The sequence below is a fragment of the Pseudarthrobacter sp. HLT1-3 genome, assembly GCF_059383535.1.
Window position 1 is genome coordinate 140005 of sequence record NZ_JBWZCJ010000003.1, and the last position, 25702, is coordinate 165706.

Annotated in this window: 19 protein-coding genes; 13 read left to right on the plus strand and 6 right to left on the minus strand. The window is 68.0% G+C overall.

Annotation, left to right across the window (positions count from 1 at the left end):
• Positions 1-5: 5 nt before the first annotated feature.
• Positions 6-911, minus strand: coding sequence for an SDR family oxidoreductase (locus AC50X9_RS03975; RefSeq protein WP_494890461.1), 906 nt, complete (start codon positions 909-911; stop codon positions 6-8).
• Positions 912-1339: 428 nt separating this feature from the next.
• Here AC50X9_RS03975 and AC50X9_RS03980 point away from each other — a divergent pair, with 428 nt between their 5' ends.
• The 4 genes from AC50X9_RS03980 (at position 1340) to AC50X9_RS03995 (ending at position 6626) form a co-directional block, all read left to right on the plus strand.
• Complete coding sequence (locus AC50X9_RS03980) at positions 1340-2923, plus strand: acyl-CoA carboxylase subunit beta (protein WP_494890463.1); 1584 nt, start codon at positions 1340-1342, stop codon at positions 2921-2923.
• Positions 2920-3153 (plus strand): acyl-CoA carboxylase subunit epsilon, encoded by a 234-nt coding sequence (locus AC50X9_RS03985; protein ID WP_494890465.1) that lies wholly within the window; start codon positions 2920-2922, stop codon positions 3151-3153. Before AC50X9_RS03980 ends, AC50X9_RS03985 begins: the two co-directional genes overlap by 4 nt.
• A 106-nt stretch (positions 3154-3259) precedes the next feature.
• The gene (locus AC50X9_RS03990) at positions 3260-4954 is read left to right on the plus strand and encodes a DUF885 domain-containing protein (RefSeq protein WP_494890467.1); all 1695 of its coding nucleotides are present in this window, start codon (positions 3260-3262) and stop codon (positions 4952-4954) included.
• Positions 4955-5141: 187 nt separating this feature from the next.
• The gene (locus AC50X9_RS03995; RefSeq protein ID WP_494890469.1) at positions 5142-6626 is read left to right on the plus strand and encodes a dicarboxylate/amino acid:cation symporter; all 1485 of its coding nucleotides are present in this window, start codon (positions 5142-5144) and stop codon (positions 6624-6626) included.
• A gap of 119 nt (positions 6627-6745) precedes the next feature.
• On the opposite strand, the gene AC50X9_RS04000 is transcribed toward AC50X9_RS03995, so the two are convergent.
• Positions 6746-7303: a hypothetical protein gene (locus AC50X9_RS04000; protein WP_494890471.1), complete on the minus strand. Its 558-nt coding sequence runs from the start codon at positions 7301-7303 to the stop codon at positions 6746-6748.
• Positions 7304-7479: 176 nt separating this feature from the next.
• Here AC50X9_RS04000 and AC50X9_RS04005 point away from each other — a divergent pair, with 176 nt between their 5' ends.
• On the plus strand, positions 7480-8211 hold the full coding sequence (locus AC50X9_RS04005; protein ID WP_494890473.1) for a TetR/AcrR family transcriptional regulator: 732 nt from the start codon (positions 7480-7482) through the stop codon (positions 8209-8211).
• A 1-nt stretch (position 8212) separates the two neighbouring features.
• The gene (locus AC50X9_RS04010; RefSeq protein ID WP_494890475.1) at positions 8213-10750 is read left to right on the plus strand and encodes an MMPL family transporter; all 2538 of its coding nucleotides are present in this window, start codon (positions 8213-8215) and stop codon (positions 10748-10750) included.
• A gap of 449 nt (positions 10751-11199) precedes the next feature.
• Here the strand turns inward: AC50X9_RS04010 and AC50X9_RS04015 are convergent, their stop codons facing one another.
• Positions 11200-12654 (minus strand): HNH endonuclease, encoded by a 1455-nt coding sequence (locus tag AC50X9_RS04015; RefSeq protein WP_494890477.1) that lies wholly within the window; start codon positions 12652-12654, stop codon positions 11200-11202.
• 370 nt (positions 12655-13024) lie between these two features.
• Here AC50X9_RS04015 and AC50X9_RS04020 point away from each other — a divergent pair, with 370 nt between their 5' ends.
• The 3 genes from AC50X9_RS04020 to AC50X9_RS04030 all read left to right on the plus strand — a co-directional run bounded on the left by AC50X9_RS04020 (position 13025) and on the right by AC50X9_RS04030 (position 16483).
• A complete protein-coding gene (locus tag AC50X9_RS04020; RefSeq protein WP_494890479.1) occupies positions 13025-13702 on the plus strand; it encodes a Maf family protein in 678 nt (225 codons plus the stop codon).
• A 203-nt stretch (positions 13703-13905) separates the two neighbouring features.
• Positions 13906-15681 (plus strand): acetyl/propionyl/methylcrotonyl-CoA carboxylase subunit alpha, encoded by a 1776-nt coding sequence (locus AC50X9_RS04025; protein WP_494890731.1) that lies wholly within the window; start codon positions 13906-13908, stop codon positions 15679-15681.
• 70 nt (positions 15682-15751) lie between these two features.
• Entirely contained in the window at positions 15752-16483 is a 732-nt protein-coding gene (locus AC50X9_RS04030; protein WP_494890481.1) for a glutamine amidotransferase, read from the plus strand.
• 212 nt (positions 16484-16695) lie between these two features.
• Here the strand turns inward: AC50X9_RS04030 and AC50X9_RS04035 are convergent, their stop codons facing one another.
• Positions 16696-18108 (minus strand): MFS transporter, encoded by a 1413-nt coding sequence (locus tag AC50X9_RS04035; RefSeq protein ID WP_494890483.1) that lies wholly within the window; start codon positions 18106-18108, stop codon positions 16696-16698.
• Positions 18109-18393: 285 nt separating this feature from the next.
• On the opposite strand from AC50X9_RS04035, the gene AC50X9_RS04040 reads away from it, so the two are divergent.
• From AC50X9_RS04040 to AC50X9_RS04050, 3 genes are read left to right on the plus strand one after another with little or no spacing between them, the layout of a single operon-like run.
• Positions 18394-19842, plus strand: coding sequence for an MFS transporter (locus AC50X9_RS04040; protein WP_494890485.1), 1449 nt, complete (start codon positions 18394-18396; stop codon positions 19840-19842).
• Between the two features lies 1 nt (position 19843).
• Entirely contained in the window at positions 19844-22108 is a 2265-nt protein-coding gene (locus AC50X9_RS04045) for a molybdopterin oxidoreductase family protein (RefSeq protein WP_494890487.1), read from the plus strand.
• Entirely contained in the window at positions 22105-23661 is a 1557-nt protein-coding gene (locus tag AC50X9_RS04050) for an FAD-dependent oxidoreductase (RefSeq protein ID WP_494890489.1), read from the plus strand. The genes AC50X9_RS04045 and AC50X9_RS04050 overlap by 4 nt, the downstream gene beginning before the upstream one ends.
• Positions 23662-23695: 34 nt before the next feature.
• Here the strand turns inward: AC50X9_RS04050 and AC50X9_RS04055 are convergent, their stop codons facing one another.
• Positions 23696-24019, minus strand: coding sequence for a hypothetical protein (locus AC50X9_RS04055; protein ID WP_494890491.1), 324 nt, complete (start codon positions 24017-24019; stop codon positions 23696-23698).
• Between the two features lie 45 nt (positions 24020-24064).
• Positions 24065-24619 (minus strand): TM2 domain-containing protein, encoded by a 555-nt coding sequence (locus AC50X9_RS04060; protein WP_494890496.1) that lies wholly within the window; start codon positions 24617-24619, stop codon positions 24065-24067.
• Positions 24620-24979: 360 nt separating this feature from the next.
• Here AC50X9_RS04060 and AC50X9_RS04065 point away from each other — a divergent pair, with 360 nt between their 5' ends.
• Entirely contained in the window at positions 24980-25672 is a 693-nt protein-coding gene (locus tag AC50X9_RS04065; protein WP_494890500.1) for a hypothetical protein, read from the plus strand.
• Positions 25673-25702: the final 30 nt, after the last annotated feature.

Here is a 25702-nt window from a genome sequence, read left to right on the forward strand (position 1 = left end):
GAAACTCAGAGGAAGATGTCAGGGATCAGCCGGTCTTCCGGGGCGCCCAGGCTGTATGGGGTGAAGTCCGTGACGCCGGCGGCGGCGAGGACCTGTTCGTCGGTGTAGAAGTTGCCGCTCCAGCTGCCGGATGCCGGGATGGCGTTGCTGCTGGTCAGCACGGCGTGCGCCGCGTCCGCCATGATTTCGGGGCCGCGGGCGCCCTGGACAATTTTTTCGCCGCCCGGCATGTTGCGGATGGCGGCGGTGTTGATCAGGGTGCAGGGCCACAGCGAGTTGACGTTGATCCCGTCGACTTTGAGTTCCTCGGCCAGTCCCAGGGTGGTCAGGCTCATGCCGTACTTCGCCATCGTGTACGCCAGGTGCATCCCGGCCCACTTGGGATCCAGGTTCAGCGGCGGGGAGAGCGTCAGGATCTGGCCGCCGTCGGATTCCCGCAGCGCGGGCAGGGCGAGCTTGGAAAGCAGGAAGGTGCCGCGGACATTGATGTCCTGCATCAGGTCATAGCGCTTCATGTCGACGCCGTCGGTCCGGGACAGGTCGATCGCGGAGGCGTTGTTGATGACGACGTCGATTCCGCCGAAACGTTCGATGGCGGCGGCCACCGCGCCGGCGACGTCGTCGTCGTTCCGCACATCGCCGACCAGCGGCAGGGCCTGGCCGCCGGCTGCCTCGATCTGTTCGGCGGCGGAGTAGACGGTGCCTTCCAGCTTGGCGTGCGGCTGGCCGGTTTTGGCCATCAGGACGATGTTGGCGCCGTCGCGGGCTGCGCGGGTCGCGATGGCCAGGCCGATGCCGCGGCTTCCCCCGGAGATGAGGATCGTGCGGCCCTGGAGGGAACCGGCGGCCTGGTAGGGCCCGTGTTGCTGGGATTGCTGGGCGGTGCCCGAAGCATCATTGCTCGAAGTCATGAGGACACTCTAGCGGAGTTATGTTACCGGCGAGTAACAACGATGCGCCGCGGTGTGTGCACCCTTGGCGCGGCCTACCGACGCTCCTGCCCAGTTGCTTTCCGGCTGAGCCCGGAATAGCCCGCCGGGCCCGCGCAATCCCGGGGGCTCAAGCCGGGCAATCCGCGGGCAACTGGGCTGGAGCGTCGCGGGCTGACGGCAACTTCCGCCAGCGCCGACGTGGCGGTGCCGGTGAGAGTCGGGCCGAATATTGTAGGTTTTCTACAGCGGCATGCGCCTTTGGCGTCACTAGACTTGCCATCAAGGCCCCGCCTTTGTGGATACCAGCTAAAGCGCCACGCAGGACCGGGCCCGCAGCACCGCAGCACCGCAGCACCGCAGCACCGCAGCACACGATTCAGCAGAAGCTACAGAGCCGGAGACACTTGATGAGCCACGATCTGACCACGACCGCGGGAAAGATTGCCGACTTCCGCGACCGCCAGGCCCGTGCTGAACAGCCCTCCGGCCCGGAAGCGATCGAGAAGCAGCACGCACGCGGCAAGAACACCGCCCGCGAGCGCATCGACCTGCTGCTCGACGTCGGCTCGTTCGTCGAGTTCGACGCCCTCGCCGTGCACCGCTCCACCGCATTCGGAATGGAGAAGAAGAAGCCACTGGGCGACGGCCTGGTCTCCGGCTACGGCACCGTGGACGGCCGTCCCGTGGCCGTGTACAGCCAGGACTTCTCCGTCTATGGCGGCTCGCTCAGCCAGGTCAACGGCGAGAAGATCGTCAAGGTCCAGGAATTCGCGCTGCGCAACGGCTGCCCCGTGGTCGGCATCCTCGACGGCGGTGGCGCCCGGATCCAGGAAGGCGTCGCCTCGCTGGCGATGTTCGCGGACATTTTCCGCAACAACGTCCACGCCTCCGGCGTCGTACCGCAGATTTCGCTGATCATGGGCCCGTCCGCCGGCGGCGCGGCCTACTCCCCCGCGCTGACCGACTACGTGGTCATGGTGGACAAGACCTCGCACATGTTTATTACCGGCCCTGACGTGATCAAGACCGTCACCGGTGAAGACGTGGACATGGAAACCCTGGGCGGCGCCCGCCAGCACAATGCCACCACGGGAACCTCCACCTACCTCGCCTCCGACGAGGCCGACGCCATCGAGTTCGTCCGCGAACTGCTGGACTTCCTGCCCTCCAACAACCTCGCCGAGGCCCCGGTGCTGGAGCATTCCCAGGAGCTGGAGCTCGACGCCGACGACCTCGCCCTGGACACGCTGATCCCGGATTCGGCCAACCAGCCCTATGACATGCGCAAGGTCGTCGGACAGCTCGTGGACGACGCGCACTTCCTGGAAATGCAGTCCCTCTACGCGCCGAACGTGATGATCGGCTACGGCCGGATCGAGGGCCACACCGTGGGCATCGTGGCCAACCAGCCGATGCAGTTCGCCGGCACGCTGGACATCGCCGCCTCGGAGAAGGCCGCCCGCTTTGTCCGGCACTGCGACGCCTTCAACATTCCGATCATCACCCTGGTGGACGTGCCGGGCTTCCTGCCGGGCAAGGACCAGGAGTTCCAGGGCATCATCCGCCGCGGCGCGAAACTGCTCTACGCCTACGCCGAGGCCACGGTGCCGAAGCTGACCGTGATCACCCGCAAGGCCTACGGCGGAGCGTACATCGTGATGGGCTCCAAGAAGCTCGGTGCGGACCTGAACCTGGCCTGGCCCACCGCGCAGATCGGCGTCATGGGCGCCCAGGGCGCCGTCAACATCCTCTACCGCCGCGAACTGGCCGCGGTCTCGGAGGACGGCGGCGACGTCGAGGCCAAACGCGCCGAGGTCATCCGGCAGTACGAGGAAGAGCTGCTCAACCCGTACCAGGCTGCCCAGCTGGGCTACGTGGACGCCGTCATTGCCCCGTCAGAGACCCGGGTGCAGATCATCAAGGGACTGCGTGCCCTGCGGGACAAGCGCGCCAGCCTGCCCGCCAAGAAACACGGGAACATTCCGCTGTGACGTCGGTTGAGCCTGAGGAGTCGACGCCGGCGGAGCAGCCCCTGCTCGCCGTCGTCAAGGGCGAGCCGACGCCGGAGGAGCTCGCGGCGCTGACCGCCGTCGTGCTCGCCCTGGGCAGCGGCGAAGCGGCTGCACCGGAGAAGCCTGGCGCCCGGCACTGGATCCGCCGGCAGCAGCTGCAGCTCGCACCGAAGCCCGGCCCCGGCTCGTGGAAGCGCAGCCGCGGCTGACGCACCCAAGGTGCGGACGCCCCTGCGGGACGTCCGCACAGAATGTCCCGCAGGAAAAGTGCAGCAACCCTTTCATAACAGCCGGAGCCCGGCTAGTCTCTTTCGGGTGACTATCGAAACCCCTGAACAGACTGCCCCCGGGCGCCCGCACACCGCCATCGACGCCGTCGCCGATGCCTTCACGGACACCCTGATCCGGCTTAACCCGAGCTTCGCCACCGAGCTCGGGCTCCCCGGGCACGAAACCGAGTACCAGGATTTCTCCCCCGCCGGGCATGAGGAGTTCGCGGCTGCCGCGCGGGAGGCGCTCGCCGCGCTGGACGGCCTGGAGCCGGCGGACGACGTCGACGCCGTCACCCTGGACGCCATGCGGGAGCGCCTCGGACTGCAGCTGGAGCTCCATGAATCCGGCTGGGGGCTGGCCGACCTGAACAACATCGCCTCCCCCGCCCAGGAAATCCGCGCGATCTTCGACCTGATGCCGATGGACACCGCCGCGCAGTGGGCCCACATCGCCGGCCGCGCGCACAACGTCCCCGCAGCCCTGGACGGTTACATCGTGGCGCTGCGCGCCGCAAAGGACGATGGCAAGGTCGCCGCCGCCCGCCAGGTGAAGATCGTGATCGAACAGACCACCAAGTACGCCGCAGCGGACGGTTTCTTCGCGAAGCTTGCCGCCAACGCCAAAACCGCGGACGGCCCGCTGCCCGCAGATGTACAGGCCAGGCTCGACGCCGGCGCTGCCGACGCGCGCACGGCATACTCCCGGCTGGCCGGCTTCCTGGAAGCCGAACTGCTGCCCGTCGCCCCGGAGCGGGACGCCGTCGGCCGCGAGCGCTACTCCCTGGCATCCCGTGCCTTCCTCGGCGCCACGGTGGACCTCGAGGAAACTTACGCCTGGGGTGTGCAGGAACTCGACCGCCTGATCGCCGAACAGGAGCGGGTGGCCGGGGAGATCCGCCCCGGCGCCACCGTTGCGGAAGCCAAGGAGGTCCTGAACACTGATCCTGCCCGGCAGCTCCAGGGCACCGAGGCCCTCCGTGTGTGGATGCAGGATCTCTCCGACAGGGCCGTGGCCGACCTCGCCGGCGTACACTTCGACATTCCCGATGTTATGAAAACCCTGGAGTGCAGGATCGCCCCGACCGACGAGGGCGGCATCTACTACACCGGCCCCTCGGACGACTTCAGCCGCCCGGGCCGCATGTGGTGGTCCGTGCCGCCGGGCGAGGACACGTTCACCACCTGGGCCGAGACCACCACGGTTTACCACGAGGGCGTCCCGGGGCATCACCTGCAGGTGGCGACCGCCACCTACCGCCGCGAGCTGCTGAACAAGTGGCGCCGGAACGTCTGCTGGACCTCCGGGCACGGCGAGGGCTGGGCACTCTACGCCGAGAAGCTGATGCAGGAGCTGGGCTACCTGAAGGATCCGGGCGACCACATGGGCATGCTGGACATGCAGCGGATGCGCGCCGCCCGGGTGGTGTTCGACATCGGTGTCCACCTGGAGTTGGAGGTGCCCGAGCGTTGGGGGTCGGGCACCTGGACTCCGGACAAGGGGTACGAGTTCCTGAAGCAAAACCTTGCGATCAGCGAGGGCCAGCTTCACTTCGAGTTCACCCGCTACCTCGGCTGGCCGGGCCAGGCGCCGTCGTACAAGGTCGGCCAGCGGCTCTGGGAGCAGATCCGCGCCGAGCTCGAGTCCCGACCCGGTTTCGATCTCAAGGCCTTCCACACCAAGTCGCTGAACATCGGTTCGGTCGGTCTCGACACCCTCAGGCGGGCGCTGCTGGAGTAGCCGCGCCCCGTCCCGAAGGGCCCACACCTCACGAGACAATCGCCACACCCGGGGTTGGAATAACTTCACAAAGGGGCAGTTTTTCGGCGTAATCCCAGTGATTCAGTGCTTGTGGTCGAAAATTGGCCACGTAATGTTTCTCAACATCCGTTCGCCGTGATAGTGGCGCCGGATCTAGCGTGTTCCAGTGAGCACTCAGACAAGCACCCCCGCACCCGCCGGAAAGACCGGCTTCCAGCTGCCCAAATGGGCCGGCTCGTTCGGCTTCCAGATCATCGCCGCCCTGATCGTGGGCCTGGGGCTCGGCCTCCTGGCCAAGTACACGGGCAGCACCAAGGCGAGCCCCAACGGCCTCGGCGCCACGCTGCAGACCATCGGCTCCAGCTATATTTCACTGCTTCAGACCGCCGTCGTCCCTCTCATCTTCACCGCTGTCGTCAGCTCCATCTCGAACCTGCGGGCCGTCTCCAACGCCGCCAAGCTCGCCTGGAACACGCTGCTCTGGTTCGCCATCACCGCGCTGATCTCGGTACTGATCGGCATCGGACTCGGCGTGCTCCTGCAGCCCGGCGCCAACACCGGCATCACCCAGGAAGCCAAGTACTCGGGCAAGTCCGGCGACTGGTGGTCCTTCCTGGTCGGCCTGTTCCCGAAGAACTTCCTGGGACTCGGTGCCAGCACCACCGTCACGGAGGGCGTCGCCACCACCTCGGTGAGCTTCAATGTCCTGCAGATCCTTGTGATCGCGATCGCCGTCGGCATCGCAGCACTCAAGGTCGGCAAGGCCGCCGAGCCCTTCCTGAACCTCAACGCCTCCGCCCTTGCTGTGATCCAGAAGGTCCTCTGGTGGATCATCCGGATCGCCCCGATCGGCACCGTCGGCCTGATCGGCAACGCCGTGGCGATCTACGGCTGGGACACCATAGGCTCCCTGGGCAAGTTCACCTTTGCCATCTATGTGGGCCTGGCCCTCGTGCTCTTCGTCGTCTACCCGATCCTGGTCCGCACCCACGGACTCTCGATCAAGCAGTACTTCTCCGGCGTCTGGCCGGCCGTGCAGCTGGCCTTTGTTTCCCGCTCCTCGGTGGGTACCCTGCCGCTGACGCAGCGCGTGACCGAACGCAGCCTGGGCGTCCCCCGCGCCTACGCCTCGTTCGCCGTGCCGCTGGGCGCCACCACCAAGATGGACGGCTGCGCCGCGATCTACCCGGCCATCTCCTCGATCTTCGTGGCGCAGTTCTTCGGCATCGAGCTCGATTTCACCCAGTACCTGCTGATCGCCCTCGTCTCCGTGCTGGGCTCCGCCGCAACCGCCGGCACCACCGGCGCCGTTGTAATGCTGACCCTGACCCTCTCCACACTGGGACTGCCGCTGGCCGGCGTCGGGCTCCTGCTGGCGATCGACCCGATCCTGGACATGGGCCGCACCGCCGTCAATGTGGCCGGGCAGGCCCTGATCCCCACCATCGTGGCCAAGCGCCAGGGCATCCTCGACGAGACGCTGTACAACGCACCGCGCAACGGTGACCCGTTCGCCGACGAAGTCGACAACACAGCCGACGACACAGCCGACGGTACAGGCGGCGCGGATTCCGCCGATGCCGCTCCGTCCGCTGCCGCCGTTCCCGCAGCGTCGCCGGAAGGCCGCGCGTTGGCCGGCGCCAAGGCGTAACCGACCGCACCAGGCTCAACCAAAGAAATCCCCGGGAGCAGTTCAAGCTCCCGGGGACTTCTTCAGTTAAGCCGCCCTCTTCCGTTAGGCCGCGTCAGGAACGGCCGGGCGAAAAGTCCCTAGTGGCCCCCTCCGCCAATCACACCCTTCTCGACGGCTTTGGTGACGGCGTCAGCCTCGGCCTGGGTCAGCGTGCCGTCGGTGACAGCCTTATCCAGCTTGGTCTTCAACGCCGCCGCGCGGTCGGCCTGGGCCGCAGTCCGCAGTTCCGCCAGCGCCGCGGTCACCTTGGATTCCTCAATCCCGAGCGACGCCGCCAGCGACTTTGCCAGTGCCGCGTCCCTGGTGGCGCTGTCCGGTTTGGTGCCTTCGGCCGGGGTGGTCGGCCTGTTGGCTTCGCGGAAGGCCTGGAGGGCCTCGGTCACCTTGGCCTCGTCCACGCCGAGCTTGGCAGCCAATTCGGCAGCCTGGGCCACGCCGCGCTCACCGCCGCGGCCGGGTCCGTGGCCGCCGCGCATACCCTGGCCGTCGGTGGTGCCCGGTGTCGCCTCTGCCGAAGCGCTGGTGCTGGGAGTGGGAGTGGTGGCTGCTGAGGCCATCCCGGTAACGCCAAGGCCTGCGCCCAGGGCCAGAGCCCCGGCGGAGATGGCGAGCGTTATTCTCTTGGTGCGTGACATGTGCTGTCTCCTGGTCTGCAGCACGGTGATGGCTGCGGTTGGTGGTTGTCTCTTCCAAGACGTAGTTCAAGTCTCCGCCGGCCGCTTCAGCCGGAGCTGTTGGGAACCTTTCATCTTCCTGTGAAGGCAAATGGGAAAAGTTGCCCTGAGTGCAAACATGCACGTAGTGTAATTGCGTGTCCACATCCCCCTCCCGCGCCGCCACGCCCCCCGCGCCGGGTTCCGCGCCGGGGGCGCCGTCGCGCCGCGAACTGAACAAAGCAGCCACCCGCCAGGCCATCACCGGCGCCGCCCTGGCGCTGCTCCGATCCCAGGGCCCCGGCCACTTCACCGTCGAGGACATCGCCGACGCCGCCGGCATCTCCCGGCGGACGTTCTTCAACTACTTCGGCAGCACCGAAGCCGCCATCGCCGCCGTCACGTTCGGCTTCCTGGACACGGCGCTTCAGCAGTTCCGGCTCAGGCCCGCCAGCGAACCTTTCCTGGAGTCGGCCCGGGCCGCCCTCGTCGAACTCGCCGACCCGATGACGGTGGCGCCGATGGCGGAGCTGTACAGCCTTGGCCAGGCCAATCCGCAGCTCAGCCGGTCCGAGCTGGAAGCCTGGGACCACTGCACGGCGCAAATCATTTCCGCTGCCCGCGAGCGCGTCAGCGGGGGCGGCGTCGAACTCGACGAACTGTACCTCCGTGCCCTTGCCGGGTCCGTCATCTCCTGCGGCAAAGCCGCGATGGACGTCTGGTTCGCCCGCTGCGGCGGATCGCTGACGCCGGATTCCCTGTCAACCCTCCGGCAACTCCTGATCGATAGCATGAGCCTGCTGGGCTCAGGGTTCGCCCGCCCCGACACCGTCCAGGCTGCCACCCCGGCCGCCGACACCACCGCCACCCCTTCCCCAGATCGGCACTGACATGGCCCTACTGCTCTACCGCCTCGGCAAGTTCTCCTACCGACACCGCTGGCTCGTCATCTCCCTGTGGCTCGCCGTTATGGTCGCCGTCGGTGGCGCGGCAGCCGCCTTCCACGGCACCCTGTCCAACAACTTCCAGATTCCGGGCACCGAAACCCAGCAGATGGCGGACAAGCTCAAACAGGAGCTTCCCTCTTCCTCCGGCGGCTCCGCCAGCGTGGTGTTTGAAGCCAACGATGCCCAGTTCAGCCCGGCCGGTAAAGAAGCCGTCTCGGCCGCGCTGGCCAAACTCAAGACCCTCCCGGACGTCCGGGGCACGGTTGATCCGTTCGCCACCCAGTCGCAGCTGGACAAGGCGGCCGCAGACCTGGCCGCCGGGCAGGCCCAGTCCGATGCCGGGAAGGCCCAGCTGGAGACGGCCGCGGCCGAAATCGCCGCAGGAAAGGCCCAGCTGGATGCTGCCGAACAGCAGATGACGGCCGCGGGACTGCCGGCCGCGGCGATCGACGCGCGCCTGGGCCAGCAGAAGGCAGCACTGGCCGACGGTCAGGCAAAGCTCGACGCCGGCACCAAAGAACTTGCGGCAGGTGCGGAAAAGCTGGCCCTCGGCACCCGCCAACTGGAGGCCTCGAAGGGCCTCCGCTTCGTCTCCGAGGACGGCAAGGCCGCGATCGCGCAGGTCCAGTTCACCACCTCCATCAACGGGCTCAAGCCCGAGGTCCGGCAGGAAGTCCAGGACATCGTCAAGGAGGTTTCCGCCGCCAACGTGACGGCCCTGCCCAGCAAGGAAATCAGCGAGGACATCTCCGAGCTCTTCGGCACTGCCGAGATCATCGGCATCGCGATTGCCGCCCTGGTCCTGATCATCATGCTCGGGACGCTGGTCGCCGCCGGACTTCCGCTGCTGATGGCCGTCGTCGGCGTCGCCGTCGGTGTGGGCGGTACGTTCGCCCTGAGCGGCGCCGTGGACATGAGCTCCATTTCCCCGATGCTGGCGCTGATGCTCGGCCTCGCCGTGGGCATTGATTACTCCCTGTTCATCGTCAACCGGCACCGCGGCCAGCTGCTCGCCGGCATGGACCCCGAGGAGTCCGTGGCGCTGGCGACCGGCACGTCCGGCAATGCCGTGCTGTTCGCGGGCCTCACCGTCATCATCGCCCTGGCGGCCCTCGTCGTCCCGGGCCTTCCGTTCCTCGCCGTTATGGGTCTTTCCGCCGCCGCGACGGTGGCCGTCGCCGTCGTCGTTGCTTTGACCCTGACGCCGGCAATCCTCTCCCTCGTGGGGCGGAAACTGATCTCCAAGCGGGCCTGGGCCAAGGCGGAGCAGCACAACGCCGCTCCCGGCCATGAAACCGAGGACCGCGCTAAGGACGAATACCGCAGCAGCCACGGCTGGGGCGGCATCGTCACCAGCCACCCGTGGCTGGCCCTGCTGGCCGGCGTCGTGCTGCTCGGTGTCGTGGCGCTGCCCGCCAGCCAGCTGCGGCTCGCCCTGCCGGACGCCAGCTCCGAGCCGGTCGCCTCACAGGCCTTCAAGGCCTACGACGTCACCAAACGGAGCTTCGGCGAGGGCATGACCGGCCCCATCATTGTGGTGGGCGACCTGCCCGAGGGCCTGAGCGAAACCGAGGCGCAGGCCAAGCAGTTCGACGTCGCAGACATCCTGCGCGGAACCGGGAATGTCACCGCCGCCGTGCCGCTGGCCCTGAGCGAGGACCGCCGCACCGCAGTGTTCCAGGTGATCCCGAACGAGGGCCCGGCCAGCGCCAGCACCGTCCAGGTTGTCTCCGAGCTCCGCGCCGAAAAGGGCCAGATCAGGGACACCACCGGGGTGAGCATCGGGCTCACCGGGCAGACCGCCGGCAACGTCGATGTGTCCACCAAACTTGGCGACGCACTGCCGCCGTACCTGGCGATCGTCGTGGGCCTCTCGCTGATCCTGCTGCTGCTGGTGTTCCGCTCCATCTGGGTGCCGCTGCTGGCCACCGGCGGGTTCCTGCTCTCGCTCGCCGCGGCGTTCGGCGCCGTCGTCGCTGTCTACCAGTGGGGCTGGCTGGGGGCGATCTTCGGCGTGGAGAACCCGGGCGCCGTGCTGAGCTTCCTGCCGATCATCCTGATCGGTGTGCTGTTCGGCCTGGCCATGGACTACCAGGTGTTCATTGCCTCCGGCATGCGCGAGTCCTACAGGCACGGCGAATCGGCCAAGCATGCGGTCCGCTCGGGCTTCAGCCACGCCGCTGCCGTGGTCACTGCGGCCGCGATCATCATGGTCAGCGTGTTCTCGGGCTTCATCTTCTCGCACCTGAACATGGTCCGGCCGCTCGGCTTCGCGATGGCCTTCGGCGTCCTGATCGACGCGTTCGTGGTCCGGATGACAATCGTCCCGGCCGTGATGTACCTGCTCGGTGAGAAGGCCTGGTGGCTGCCGCGCTGGCTGGACCGTGTCCTGCCCGACGTGGATGTTGAGGGCGCCAAACTGCGCAAACCGGCCACGACGCCGTCGGACGTCCCCGAACCCGCTGCGGCCACCGCCCGGTAAGCGTCACCGGCTGCCAGCCGGCTGCCAGAAGGGGTTCCACGAGCCGCCCGCCGAATATTCCGATCGGCGGGCGGCTTTGTTGCGGCCGCGTTCGGCGAGTGACGCTTTGAGTTGGGTAGCCAACCAGGCTTGGCGACCTGGCCGACGGACTGGAAAAGCGAGTGCGATTTACGGTCTGGCCTAGGATCGGCGCATGCTTATACACCCGGACCGGAGGCAGGGCCTCTCGTCGCCGTCGAACTCGTCATCTCGGTGATCGCATGTCCAATTTCCGGCTGGCTGGGCGACACGCGGGTGCGAACGAAGGTCGCCGCAGCCGGGGCCCCGCTGTACGCGGTAAGCCGCACCGGCTTTGCCCCGCGACATCAAGGACAGCCCCGGAAGGCACGTCAGTTGCTTGCTGAATCACACTGGCTAAAACCAATTCCAATATTGCCGGTGCCTATTGTTCAGGCTGCGAATTTACTCTGCCTGCGGGTGCGGAGAAGATCCTTGGCTCTTTTACGGCGGTGGCTGGGGCTCTCTGCCTCGGCCAGGTCCGGCTCCGCTTCATTGACCGTGGTTCCCGGGAGTGGTGGTGCGGTGGATTGGTAGCTGTGGCCGGTGGGGGTGGTGGTTTCGATGGTGTGTCGGGGGCCGGGGCGTGGGCGTGCGGTCCAGCCGGGGAGTTCTTTGGTGTGGTTGCAGGCTTCGCAGAGTCCGGCGCCGTTGCTCTGGGTCGTGGTGCCGCCGTGGTGCCAGGGGATGATGTGGTCGTAGTGGCGGATGGGGGCGTCGCAGTACGGGGTGCGGCAGGTGTCGTCGCGGGCCGTCAGGAAGCGTCGGAGCCCGGGCGGGAAGAGCCGGGCGCGGGAGTCCAGTGCGGTGAGGGTGCCGGTGCCGGGGGCGGTGTAGAGCCGGCGGAGCCAGACGTTCATGGCCGCCTCCCCGGCAGCCCGTCCGTCCGCGCCCGCGCCGGTTTCATCCGTTCCAGCGGTCTGGAGCAGGTCGCGGGCCCAGCCGGCGGGGACGATGCCGTAGCCGGGGAGCCGGGCGGGTTCGCTGTCGCCCTGGAAGAGGGTCCGGTCGGTCATGACGAGCTGGATCTCGATGCCGCTGATCCCGCCGGCTTTTCCGGTGCTGCGTTCGACCAGAGCGTCGGCCATGAGCTGGCCCCGGGTGCGGGTGTCCCCGCCCGAGCGCAGGGTGTCCGCGGCCCGGGTCAGTGCGGCGTAGGCGGCGACGCCGGCCGAGACCGGGAGCAGGGCGGTGAGGTAGCACATGGTGTCCGGGGCCGGGCTGAGGCTGACGTGCCGTTCGGTGGCGGCGTGGCTGGCGCGCTGGGTCACGGAGCGGGGGTCCCGCCGGTACGCGGCGGCACGGGCCGCGGCGATGATCTGCCGGTCCCCGGCGCCGTTGAAGGTTCCGGTGTCGGGGGCGAGTTCGGCGTCGACGGCGCAGCGGTCGGCCGCGGACAGGCAGGCGGTTTCCCTCACGATCAGGGTCGCGCGCCATTCGTTGAGCTGCCCGGACTCCAGCGCAGCCAAAGTGTGGGGCATTTCGGTCACGAGGGCCCTCGCCAGGCCGAGGAGCCGGCCGCCGCGGGCCGGGGATTCCCGCCGGGCGAGGGCGATCTGCGCGCCGACCCCGGCGCCCTGTTCGGCCGCGGGCACCCCAACGTCCCCCTGTTCGCGGCGCTGGAGCAGATCGAAGGCCACGGATAGACGGGCCTGACGGGCAGCCAGGGCAGACTTTCGGTCTTCAAGGGTCTGGATTTCAGCAATCAAGCGCGCACTGTCCAGCTCAGGCACGCCGCCGCACAGCGCTATGCCTGCATCTTCGGTTGCCGTCCTGTTCCCGCAACTGAAGGCGCAGTTGCACTCCACTGCTGCCAGAGCCCCCGCGGCTGACTGAGTACCGTCCATGGCTCAAGTGTCCCGGAGGGCTATGACATTATTGAGGGCCAACAGAAGCCGGTCAACCGCTTCGGAGGCCATCGGGGAGGTCCCCACGCCGGACGTAGATATCGGCACACGGCTAAGGACTACCGCCACTTCAAGTCGGGTCGTGACAGTCGCCAACGCGGAGCTTAGCTCCTCCAACCGCCGCCAGGCTTCGACCTGTCCTGCGCTGCTCTCAGGCAAAGTAACCTCCTCAAGCGCGCGGCCGCACATCGCTATCACTCTACGGAGTTCTTCTTCCGGTCCTTGGTTCCCGTCCATGAAATCAACCTTCCCATCGACCTCTGACAAAAAGGGCACGGCGACGACGAGCCCCAGGAACTAGGCTGGAGCGGTGACCCGCCTCATTCTTGCCTCCCAGTCCCCCGCCCGCACCAAGCTGCTGACCGACGCCGGCATCCGGCACGAGGTCCTTGTCTCCGATGTGGACGAGGACGCCGTCCAGGCCCGTTACGGCGTCACGGATCCGCACGACACCGCCCTGCTGCTGGCCCGGGCAAAGGCCGAGGCCGTCGCCTCGCTGCCGGAAGCCGACGGCGCGCTGGTGATCGGCTGCGATTCGGTCTTTGAGTTCGACGGCGAGGCGCACGGGAAGCCGTACACCGCCGACGTTGCCCGGGAACGGATGCTCCGGATGAGCGGCAGCAAGGGAGTGCTGCACACCGGCCACTGGCTGGTCGACTGCCGTGACACCGAAGGCTCCGAGGAGTCCGGCCCGGCTGGCTCCGGCGCGACCCTCGGTCACGTCACGTCCGCCGAGGTCCACTTCATGGAGATGAGCGCCGAGGAAATCGACGCCTACATCGCCACCGGGGAACCGCTCGAGTGCGCAGGGTCCTTCACGATCGACGGCTACGGCGGGGCTTTCATCCGCAAGGTCGACGGCGACCCGCACGCCGTCGTCGGGCTGTCCATCTCCACCCTCCGCGGGCTGCTGGGCCAGGCACAGGTGGGCATCACCGACCTGTGGACCACCGGTGCCGCGGATCCCGCCCTGCTCCGGGCCGAGTGAGCTAATTCGCAGAGCTTTTGTAGCAATCCTACAAAGGCCGGGCGCTTTACCCGCGGAATCCGCAAGTAATATCGGCGGAACCCACAAAACCGCGCTAGGCTCCCTGAAGGAAAGAAGGAGACGCCTTGTCAGCAAATTCGGAGCAGTCCGCAAATACCGTGCAGCGATCGGCCCAGGAGGGCGGCGCTGTTGCATCCCGCCGGATGAGCAAGGTGCTGATCGCCAACCGCGGCGAAATCGCGGTGCGCATCATCCGCGCCGCACGCGATGAAGGCCTCGCCTCCGTGGCCGTCTACGCGGACCCGGACCGCGACGCGCTGCACGTCAAGCTCGCCGACGAGGCCTATGCCCTGGGCGGCAACACCGCAGCCGAGTCCTACCTCGTGATGGACAAGCTGATCGAGGTCGCCCACCGCTCCGGCGCCGATGCCATCCACCCCGGCTACGGCTTCCTGGCCGAGAACGCCGAGTTCGCCGCCAAGGTGATCGACGCCGGCATCACCTGGATCGGGCCCTCCCCTGCCGCGATCTCCGCCCTGGGCGACAAGGTCCAGGCCCGCCACATCGCCGAAAAAGTCGGCGCACCGCAGGTTCCCGGCACCGCCGACCCGGTGGAGTCCGCCGACGAAATCCTCGAGTTCGTCGACAAGTTCGGCCTGCCGGTCGCGATCAAGGCAGCCTTCGGCGGCGGCGGACGCGGCATCAAGGTGGCCCGCACCCGCGAGGAAATCCCCGAACTGTTCGAATCCGCCGTGCGTGAAGCCGTCGCCGCCTTCGGCCGCGGCGAGTGCTTCATTGAGCGGTTCCTGGACGCCCCGCGCCACGTCGAGACCCAGTGCCTCGCCGACGCGTACGGCAACGTGGTGGTGGTCTCCACCCGCGACTGCTCGCTGCAGCGCCGCAACCAGAAGCTCGTCGAAGAAGCCCCGGCCCCGTTCCTCACCGAGGAGCAGAACCGCCGGCTCTACGAATCCTCCAAAGCCATCCTCAAGGAGGCCGGCTACCTCGGCGCCGGAACCTGCGAGTTCCTCGTGGGCCAGGACGGCACCATCTCCTTCCTGGAGGTCAACACCCGCCTCCAGGTGGAGCACTGCGTCTCCGAGGAAGTCACCGGCATCGACCTCGTCCGCGAGCAGTTCCGGCTGGCCCGCGGCGAGGAACTCGGCTACGGGGACCCCGAAGTCCGCGGCCACTCGATCGAGTTCCGCATCACCGGCGAGGACCCGGGCCGGAACTTCATGCCCGCCCCGGGCACCATCACCCGGCTGTTGAACCCCACCGGCCCCGGCGTCCGGATCGACTCCGGCGTGGAGCAGGGCGACGTCATCAGCGGCAACTTCGACTCGATGCTCTCCAAGCTCATTGTCACCGGAGCCACCCGCCCGCAGGCCCTGCAGCGCGCCCGCCGCGCGCTCGAGGAAATGGTCGTCGAGGGCATCCCCACCGTCATCCCGTTCGACCTCGCCGTCGTCACCGACCCCGACTTCGCTCCCGCCGAGGGCCCGTTCAAGGTCCACACCCGCTGGATCGAGACGGCTTTTGTCAATGACATCCCCGCCTGGACGCCGACCGGCACGGAGGCTGAAGCGCCCGACGCCGGCGAACGCCAGCGCGTCGTCGTCGAGGTCGGCGGGAAACGCCTGGAAGTTGTCCTCCCGGCGTCGCTGGTCACCGGCGGCGGCACGGGCGGCGGCAAGCCGGCCAAGGCCAAGAAGCGCTCCCGCAGCGGCGGCGCCGTGGTGGCCGCCAGCGGCAACGCCCTGACCTCCCCCATGCAGGGCACCATCGTGAAGGTGGCCGTGGGCGAGGGCGACCTCGTTGCCGAGGGTGACCTTGTGGTGGTCCTGGAAGCGATGAAGATGGAGCAGCCGCTCACCGCGCACCGCGCCGGAATCGTGATCGGACTGTCCGCCTCCGCCGGCGAGACAGTTTCCGCAGGCGCCATCATCGCCCTGATCGAGGACTCGGCTGCCGAGTAGCCCCTATCCTGCGGCGGGACGCGGGGCGCGCCTCTGGCGCCCCCGTGTCCCGCCCATGCAGACTTGGTCTGTGAAGCCATTTCTGCTGCTCGCCTCCCGGGCCGAGGACGCCGCCGCCGAGGACGAATACGAGGCCTACCTGCGCTACTGCGGGCTCGAACCCGCGCAGCTGAGGCGCATCCGGATGGAAGCCGCTCCCCTGCCGCCGCTGGAGCTCTCCGAGTACTCCGGCGTGATCGTGGGCGGGAGCCCATTCACGTCCAGCGACCCCGCAGACGAAAAAAGCGACGTCCAGCACCGGGTGGAGCACGAGCTCGCCGGGCTGCTGGACCGGGTCGTGGCCAAGGACTTCCCGTTCCTGGGCGCCTGCTACGGAGTCGGCACCCTGGGGCGGCACCAGGGCGCCGTGATCGACCGGACCTACGGCGAAGGACTCGGCGGCGTGACCATCAAGCTGACGGAGGAAGGGCTGGTGGATCCGCTCCTGCGAGGGCTGCCGGACAGCTTCACGGCCTTCACCGGCCACAAGGAGGCCTGCACCGTCCTCCCCGCCCACGCCGTGCTGCTGGCCAGTTCCGCCGCCTGCCCCGTGCACATGTTCCGGATCAAGGCCAACCTCTACGCCACCCAGTTCCACCCGGAACTCGATGCCCAGGGTTTGGTCACCCGGATCGACATCTACCGCCACGCCGGCTACTTCCCGCCGGAATCCGCCGAGATGCTGATGGAGGATGCCCGGCGGTTCTCCGCCACCGAGCCGATGAAGATCCTGCGGAACTTCGTGGAGCGCTACGCGAGCTAGCCCGTCCCGGACCGCGCTCCGGGCCCCTGCCTCCTGGCTCCGGGCTCCGGATTAGGGGCTCCTTGCTCCTGGCTCCTGCCCTCCTGGTTCCTGCCCAGTTGCCGTCCCGCAGTCTGGCGCAGACACGGAAATGCCCGGCGTGTTCAGTGAACACACCGGGCATTTCCATCAGCAACTGGGCTGGAGCGTCAGCCCCGGCCCCTAAGCGGGGGTCAGGCGACGTTGTTGGTGTACTCCAGGTCGCGGGTTTCCTTGCTGACGAACAGTGCGATCAGAGTCAGCACCGACATGCTGGCGAGGTAGACGCCGACCAGGCCGGGGCTTCCCTTGCCCATTTCCCAGAGCCAGACGGCGATGAACGGGGCCACGGCCGCACCGAGGATGCTGGAGACGTTGTAGCTGATGGCGGATCCGGTGTACCGGACGTTTGTCGGGAACAGCTCCGGCAGCAGCGCGCCCATCGGTCCGAAGGTCAGTCCCATCAGGGAGAAGCCGATGATCAGCAGGGCCATCGTGCCCACAAAGCCGGCGCTGAACAGCGGGATGAAGAGCAGGCCGAAGGCGAAGATGCCGAGGGTCACGGCGATCAGCATCTTGCGGCGGCCGTACTTCTCAGCCAGCGGACCGGAGACCAGGGTGAAGATACCGAAGAATACGACGCCGGCAATCAGCATCCAGAGGAAGTCGTTGCGGGTGTAGCCCAGGCCGGGAACGAACGCGGCAGCCGCGGCCTCGGTCATCGGCTTGCCGGCCTTCTCGGCTGCAGCCCTGGCTGCGTCCAGGGTGGCGGGGCGGGTGCCGTAAGTCAGCGTGAAGGTTGTCATCAGGTAGAACAGCACGTAGGTGGCGAGCATGATGAACGTGCCGAGGATCAGCTGGTGCCAGCTGGTCTTGAAGACGCGGGCCAGCGGCAGTTTGGCAACTTCTTTGGATTCCAGAACCTTGGTGAAGGCCGGGGTTTCGATCAGCTTGAGCCGGACGTAAAGGCCGATGATAACCATGACGGCGCTGAGCAGGAACGGCACACGCCAGCCCCACTCCATGAAGGCCGTCGGGGACAGGGCGTAGCTGAAGACCAGGAAGATCACGTTGGCGATGATGAAACCGATCGGGGCACCCAGCTGCGGGAACGTGCCGTAGATGGCGCGCTTGTTGGCCGGGGCGTTCTCGGTGGCCAGCAGGGCCGCGCCGCTCCACTCGCCGCCGAGGGCGAGGCCCTGGGCAAAGCGCATCACAACCAGCAGGGCCGGAGCCCAGAATTCCCAGCCCGGCACGAGGGCCGTGGGCAGGCAGCCGATCAGGAACGTGGCAATCCCCATGGTCAGCAGCGATGCCACCAGGGTGCCCTTGCGCCCGAACTTGTCACCGAAGTGGCCGAAGACAATGGAGCCGAGCGGCCGGGCGATGAACGCGACGCCGAAGACGGCGAAGGAGCTCAGCAGCTGCGTGGTCTCGTTCTGGCCGGGGAAGAACAACCGGGGGAAGACGAGCACAGCGGCGGTGGCGTACACGTAGAAGTCGTAGAACTCAACGGTGGTGCCAACAAGGCTGGCGACGATGACGCGGCCGCGCGAGTTCACCGGCTGGGCCGACCCCTGCTTCGAAACGTTAACAGTGGATGACATGTAGTAGCGCTTTCATGAAGACCGGGCTGGTGCACCCTGAGGTCGCCCGGATAAGGATAAGTAGGATTACATAATAGTTCCCGTAGTCCATTCGCTGGACAAGCGTTCCACCATGTGGACTTTTTCATTTGTCTCACGTGGTGGTCATCACACTATGCCTCACCGCGCTCCTCACGCCGTAATAAACGCGCCGATAGGCAAACGTCACAGCACGTTAACAAACCGCGATGGTCCCGGAAACGCGGCTTCCCTACCTTGGAAGGACAACATCCCAAGGAGGTCCCCGTGACTGCTGAACGCACCGCAAGCGCCGATACCGGCGTTTCCCCCCACACTTCACCAGCCGAAGCCGGCCCTGCCGCCGCCGGCACCGCCCTCGGCGGCCCCGCCCTTGAATACCGACCCGGCCGCTGGATCGCCAATTGGGACGCCGAGAACAAGGACCAGTGGGAGTCCCTGGGCCGCAACATTGCCCGGCGCAACCTGAACTGGTCCATCTTCGCCGAGTTCCTCGGCTTTGTGGTCTGGCAGCTCTGGTCGATTGTGGTGGTCCAGCTGCCCGCAGCCGGTTTCAGCTTCACCACTTCGGAAATCTTCTGGCTCATCTCGATGCCCAGCCTGGTCGGAGCCACCCTCCGGATCCCCTACACCTTTATGGTCCCCCGCTTCGGCGGCCGCAACTGGACCATTGTCTCGGCCCTGCTGCTGCTGATCCCCTCCATCGGCCTGGCCATGTGCGTCTCCAACCCGGAAACCCCGTTCGGCACGATGCTGCTGGTGGCGGCCCTGGCGGGCTTCGGTGGCGGCAACTTCGCCAGCTCGATGGCCAATATCACCTTCTTCTACCCGGCCCGGGAAAAGGGCTGGGCGCTGGGCCTGAACGCCGCCGGCGGAAACCTGGGCGCCGCCGTCGCACAGCTGGCGGTCCCGATCGCCATCACCTTGCTGGCCGCCGGCACCGTGAACCTGCCGGTCGCCGGACTCATGTGGGTCCCGCTGATCCTGCTCGCCGCGTTCGGCGCCTGGAAATACATGGACAACCTCACCAGCGCCAAGGGCGACGTCGCGGGCTCGCTCGCCGCGCTCAAGGAGCCGCACCTCTGGATCATGGCGCTGCTCTACATCGGCACCTTCGGCTCGTTCATCGGCTTCGCCGGAGTCTTCCCCAAGCTCATCAAGGACTACTTCCCGGCATTCTCCTCCATCGGCGTCGGCACCGTGGCCCTTTCCCTCGCGTTCCTGGGCCCGCTGGTCGGCTCGCTGGCCCGCCCCTACGGCGGCCGGATGGCGGACCGCATGGGCGGTGCCCGGATGACCGTCGCCGCGTTCGCCGCGATGGCCGTCATCACCCTGACCATGGTCTGGACCCTGCCGCTGAAGAACTTTTGGCTCTTCCTGGTCCTCTTCCTGCTCCTGTTCACCGCCAGCGGTTTTGGAAACGGCGCCACCTACCGGATGATCCCGGTCATCTTCGCCATCTCCAGCCGGGCAGCCCGGGCAGGCGCCAGCACTGTGGCCACCCAGCGCCTCGCCTCCTCGGCCCTCGGCCTGATCTCGGCCATCGGCGCCTACGGCGGCTTCGTCATCCCGCAGGTGCTCAACGCCTCGAACACTGCCACCGGCTCCTACACCCCCGCGTTCTACGGCTTCGTCGGGGCCTACCTGCTGATGCTGGCCGTGTGCTGGTTCTGCTACATCCGCAACGCCAACCGCAACGCGATGGGACACGTCTAACATGACAAACGGCGCCGCCACGCACTGCCCCTACTGCGCGCTGCAGTGCGCCATGACGCTGACCACCCCAGCGGTCCCGGCCCCGGCTCTCCAGCCGGGGCCGGGCCCCGTGCCGGAGCAGCGGCCTGCCGCCGACGCCCCGCAAACCGTCGCCCCGGATACCGACGCGCCGCTGCTCGATGTGACCGGCCGAGACTTCCCCACCAACCGCGGCGGACTCTGCCGCAAAGGCTGGACCTCGGCGTCGCTGCTGAACCACCCGGGCCGCGTCACGGAGCCGCTGCTCAGGGGCGCCGACGGCGTGCACCGCCCAATCGGCTGGGACGAGGCCCTGGCCCTGGCCGCCACCGCGGTGAAGTCAACACGGGCCCGGTACGGCGCGGACGCCGTCGGCGTCTTTGGCGGCGGCGGGCTCACCAATGAAAAGGCCTACCAGCTGGGCAAGTTCGCCCGGCTGGCCCTGGGCACCTCACGGATCGACTACAACGGCCGGTTCTGCATGTCCTCGGCGGCCGCCGCCGGGATGCGCGCCTTCGGCCTGGACCGAGGCCTGCCCTTCCCGCTGGAAGACCTCGACGCCGCCAGCACCATCCTGCTGCTCGGCTCCAACGTCGCCGAGACCATGCCGCCGTTTGTGCAGCACCTGCAGGGCGCCCGCGACGCCGGCGGGCTGATCGTGGTGGACCCCCGACGCTCCGCCACCGCCGCGTTCACGTCCGACGGCGGCGGCCTGCACCTGCAGCCGCTGCCCGGCACCGACCTCGCGTTGCTGCTGGGCCTCGCCCACGTCGTGGTCCACGAGGGCCTGGCCGACGCCGGCTACCTCGCGTCCCGCACCACCGGCTACGACGCCATGGTCCGCAGCCTCGCCGCCTACTGGCCCGAACGCGTGCAGTCCCTCACCGGCGTCCCGGCCGGACTGATCCGCGACACCGCCCGCCGGCTCGCCGACGGCTCCCGCCGGGGAGGCAGCTACATCCTCACCGGCCGCGGGGTGGAACAGCACGTCGACGGCACGGACACCGCCACCGCCGCCATCAACCTTGCCCTGCTGCTCGGCCTGCCCGGCTCCGCCCGCAGCGGCTACGGCACCCTCACCGGCCAGGGCAACGGCCAAGGCGGCCGCGAGCACGGCCAGAAGGCGGACCAGCTCCCCGGCTACCGCAAGATCACCGACCCCGCTGCCCGCGCCCACATGGCTGCGGTGTGGGGCGTTCCGGAGGCACTGATCCCCGGACCCGGCGTCCCCGCCGTCGAACTTCTCAAGTCGCTGGGACAGCCCGACGGCGTCCGCTGCCTCTTCGTGCACGGTGCCAATGTGGCAGTGTCCGCACCGGACGCCAACTCCGTGATCGCAGGCCTGCGGCGCCTGGACTTCCTGGTCGTCTGCGACTTCTTCCTCTCCGAGACCGCCGCGGAAGCCGATCTGGTCCTGCCGGTCACCCAGTGGGCCGAAGAGGAAGGCACCCTGACCAATCTCGAGGGCCGGGTGCTGCGCCGCCGCCGCGCGATCGCTCCCCCGCCCGGGGTGCGCAGCGAGCTGTGGATCATGACCCGGCTGGCAGAGGCCCTGGAAGCGCCGTCCACGTTCAGCGAGGATCCGGAGACCGTCTTTGAGGAACTCCGGCTCGCGTCCTCCGGCGGGCTAGCCGACTATGCCGGGATCGACTACGCCATGCTGGACCGCGGCGAGGCGGCCTACTGGCCCTACCCCGCCGGCAGCACCGGCACGCCGCGGCTCTTCCTGGACTCGTTTGCCCACGCGGACGGCCGGGCGGTGTTCACTCCGGTGACGCCCCGCCGTCGTGGGCAGTCGTCCGCTGCCGCCGGGGCGGACGTAGCGGGTGGTGCCGGAACGGCGATGACCCTCATCACCGGCCGGCTGATGGAGCATTACCAGTCCGGCGCGCAGACCCGGCGGGTGGCCGCGCTGGCCGCGGCCCAACCGGAAGCGCGGCTGCAGATCCATCCGGCGGCCGCCGCCGCGCAGGGCATCGCTGAGGGCGATCTTGTCTCGATTTCCAACGGGCGCGGCGAGGTGTCCTGCCGCGCCGAGCTGAGCACGGACATCCGGCCCGAAACGGTGTTCCTGCCGTTCCACTTCCCGGAGCTGGAGAGCGCCAACCGTCTCACGGAAGCGGCCACGGATCCGATCTCCGGGATGCCGGAGTTCAAGAACAGCCAAGTCTGGGTCCGGCCCGGTGCTGCCAATCTTCGCGCCAATGAACTGCCGGCCAATGAACTGCAGAAGGAAGGTGCGTCATGACTGAGCGCATTGTTGTCGTGGGCTTCGGGCCGGTGGCCGCGCGGCTGGTTGACGAGCTGCTGCCGGCGGTCCGCGGCGGACTCGCGCACCTGACGGTGGTCGGCGAGGAGGCGGAGGCCGCGTACAACCGCGTGCTCGTGGCCGATCTCGGGGTCGGCCGGACCATTGCGTCCGCCCTGGCCCTGTCCGATGCCGCCGCGCTGATTGCCGACGGCGTCGACGTCCGGCTGGGCGTCCGGGTCCGCCGGGTGGACCGCGCACGGCAGCAGCTGGTCCTCAGCGACGGCACCTCCCCCGGCTATGACCGGCTGGTCTTCGCCACCGGCGCCCGCCCGGTGATCCCCAACCTCACCGGGCTCAACCCGGACCCGGCCAACCCCGTGCTGCCCGCGGGTGTCACCGCGTTGCGGGACCTCCGCGATGCTTCGGTGCTGCGGGCCGCGGTGGCCGGCGGCAAGCGTGTGGTGGTGCTCGGCGGCGGTGTGCTGGGCCTGGAGACAGCCCTCGCAGCGGCCGAGGAAGGCGCCACGGTCACCGTGGTGCACAACGGGCCGCATCCGCTGGGCCGCAACATCGACCGCGGTGGCGGCGCCGTGCTCGCCGCTTCGTTGCGGAACTGCGGCGTGCGGGTGGCCGGCAACGCCCGTTCCACCGGGGTCGAGCACAACGGCCCCGACGGCGGCTTTTCGGCCCTGCTGCTCGACGACGGGTCGGCGATCGACGGCGACCTGCTGGTGCTCTCCTGCGGCGTCCGGCCGCGGACCGAACTGGCCGAAGGCTGCGGGCTCTCGACGGCGGCCGGGATCCTGGTGGACCACAAGCTCCGGGCGCACCACGAGCCGCACATTTTTGCCATCGGCGACTGCGCCGAGGTCCGCTGCCCCGATCCGGAATGCCTTTTGTGCCGGACCGCCAACGGTCCGTCCGGGCTGGTGGGCCCCGGCTGGCGGCAGGCCGAATGGCTCGCCGAGTACCTGACCCTGCTGGCGTCCGGGACTCCGGAGGCTGAGTTGCTGCCGGCGTTGCCGGCCGAGCTGCCGGGCGTGGTCGTGCTCAAGGCCCGCGGCATGAACATGGCCGTGGCCGGGGACAACGGCGCCGAGCCGTGGGATGAGGAGGCTTTGACCGCCGGTGCCGGGAACGGCCGGGCCAGGCTGCAGATCGCGCAGTGGGCCGATCCCGAGCACGGCCGCTACGTCAAGATGACCACCCGGGCCGGGGTGCTCGAGGGCCTGGTGGCGGTGGGCATGCCCCGCACCGCGGCGGAGCTGGTGCAGCTCTTCGAGCGCGGCGCCGAGCTCCCGGCGGACCGGTCCCTGCTGCTGCGGCTCGACGGGCCGGACCACGGGGCGTCTGCCGGGGCTGCTGACCCCGAGCGGACCGTGTGCCGGTGCGCCGGCGTGAGCGGGACCAAGATCGCTGCTGCGGTGACGGACGGCTGCGGGACGGTGGCCGACGTGTCAGGCGCCACCCGCGCCGGGACAGGCTGCGGCGGCTGCCATGACGACATCAAAGGGATCATCGAGAAGCACTTTCAGGGGGCCGTGGCCTGACACCGGACCGGGCTGCTATTAGCCCCAGTCGCCCTTAGCTCCATCGCCGCCCGGCCCGAAGCCGCCGATCCACGCCGCCGGTGTCGATCCCGATGGTGGATGTGGATGCGAACCTCCCCATCATCGACTTGTCGGAAAGCATGGAGACGGACAGGATGTTCCTGTACGGAATTGAGACCACGGCGAACTTGTTGCCCACGAAACTCTTATCCTGCAGGATGACGCGCAGGCTCGTGATGCCGACGAAGCCGGTGCCAACACCGATGCAGTCGTAGACCGCATAAACGGTTTCGCCCTGCAACAGGCTCGCATTTACCTGCTCGAGCTGCTCGCGCTTGTCATGAATGATCTGGGTCAAAGTCTCCCCCTCGGGTGTCGGTAAATGATCAGTGGTGCCCGGCGGTCAGTCGCGCAGCGGGAGGCCCTGTGCGTCCGTCCGGAAGTGGGCTGAACCGGCGATGATCATGATGCCTTCGATGACGCCCCACAGACCCACCAGGCCGAAAGTGAAGGCGCCCAGAACGATCGTGAGGATGAGCTGGATGACCGCGATCTTGGTGAAGCCCAAGTAGAAGCGGTGGATACCGAGCGGGCCCAAGAAAATACCCAAGAGCCCGGCAACGACCTTGGATTTGGGCTGAGCATAGCCGTAGACCGGGTTCGGCATCGGGGGTTGCGACTGATACTGCGGCTGTATGGGCGCCGTCGGGTAGGCCTGGTACTGAGGTTGCCCCGCGTACGGCTGGGCGGGACCGGCCGGGTATCCCGGCTGCTGTCCCGTATACGGCTGCGGGGGACCTGCCGGGTATCCCGGCTGCGCCGCATAGGGCTGCTGGGGCTGGGGTGCCGGTTGCTGCTCGGGTCCGGGAGGCAACTGCTGACCCTGGTACGGTGCGGCGGCGGGCTGGTCGTAGCCTTCGGGCGGAACCGCGTTCGGATCCGGGAGGGGCGGTGTCATGGGCATGCCTTTCGATGAGTGCTGATGCAGCCCACGGCTGATCGGGCGGCAGCACCGTCGACGACGGCATTTCCCCCATGAATCCATGTGCCGCTATCAGTCTGGCGGAACATTCCTCAAATTGCGCTGATTCACGAAATTAAGTCTTACCCGAACGCTCCGCAGCATTGGCGGCGGAGCCCGTGATTGGCACCCCTGGTGTGGGATGGGCGTCCTTGCGGGCCGATAGTGGACAGACGCAGGGCGCCGGCGACGGTTGCTGCGGGCGTTTTGCGCTTGAATCCGTCAGGCCGGAGACGGCCGCGCACGTCCGCGTAACGCGAATCGGGCGGCGTGCCGCTTGCGGGTAGCATCGGGGCCATGAGCGCCGACGACGACGACATCACCGAAGAACTCCTGGCCGAAGCCGACAAACTGACCGGGCTGAGCCTGGAACTGCTGGGCCTCGACCCCCACCCGGAGGACATGACCCCGGAGCAGCGGCTCCAGTTCGATCCGGAAGACCTGGACGAAATGGCCGCTGTCTCACCGGAGGACCGGGAAAAAGCTGTGCGTCAGACGCGCCTGCTGGCCGGCCTGCTGTGGAATTCGTCAGGCGTCCTCCTCGACCAGCTCTTCCGTGACCTGGGCACCCTGAGCCAGCTGGCGGACATCACTCCGTCCGACATCGCCGGGTCCTCGGTGCTGTCCTGCCTGCCGCCGCAGTTTGCGTCCAACTACGACGCGAAGTTCACCCAGAAGTTCATCGTGGTCGCCGCCGACGTCACGGCGTGTCTGGTCCGCGGGTGGACCGCCCCCGGATGCCTCGCCGCCGAACTCGCCGTCCGCTGCCTGCTCGATCAGGCGGAAATTACCGAGGACATCTACGAACTCGACCTCCCGGAGGACTGGCGGGACCAGGTCCAGGAAGTCCTGATGGAGGACGCGGACAGCGAGGTTCTCTATTCGGACAGCCTCGACGTCCTTGAGGAAGACGCCGACAAGCTGAGCTTTGCGCAGTGGTACGAGCCCTACAACGCCTGGAAATCGGTCCCGCCCTACGCCTGCTCCTGAGGCCTGCCCCAGTAATACTTACTGCAAACC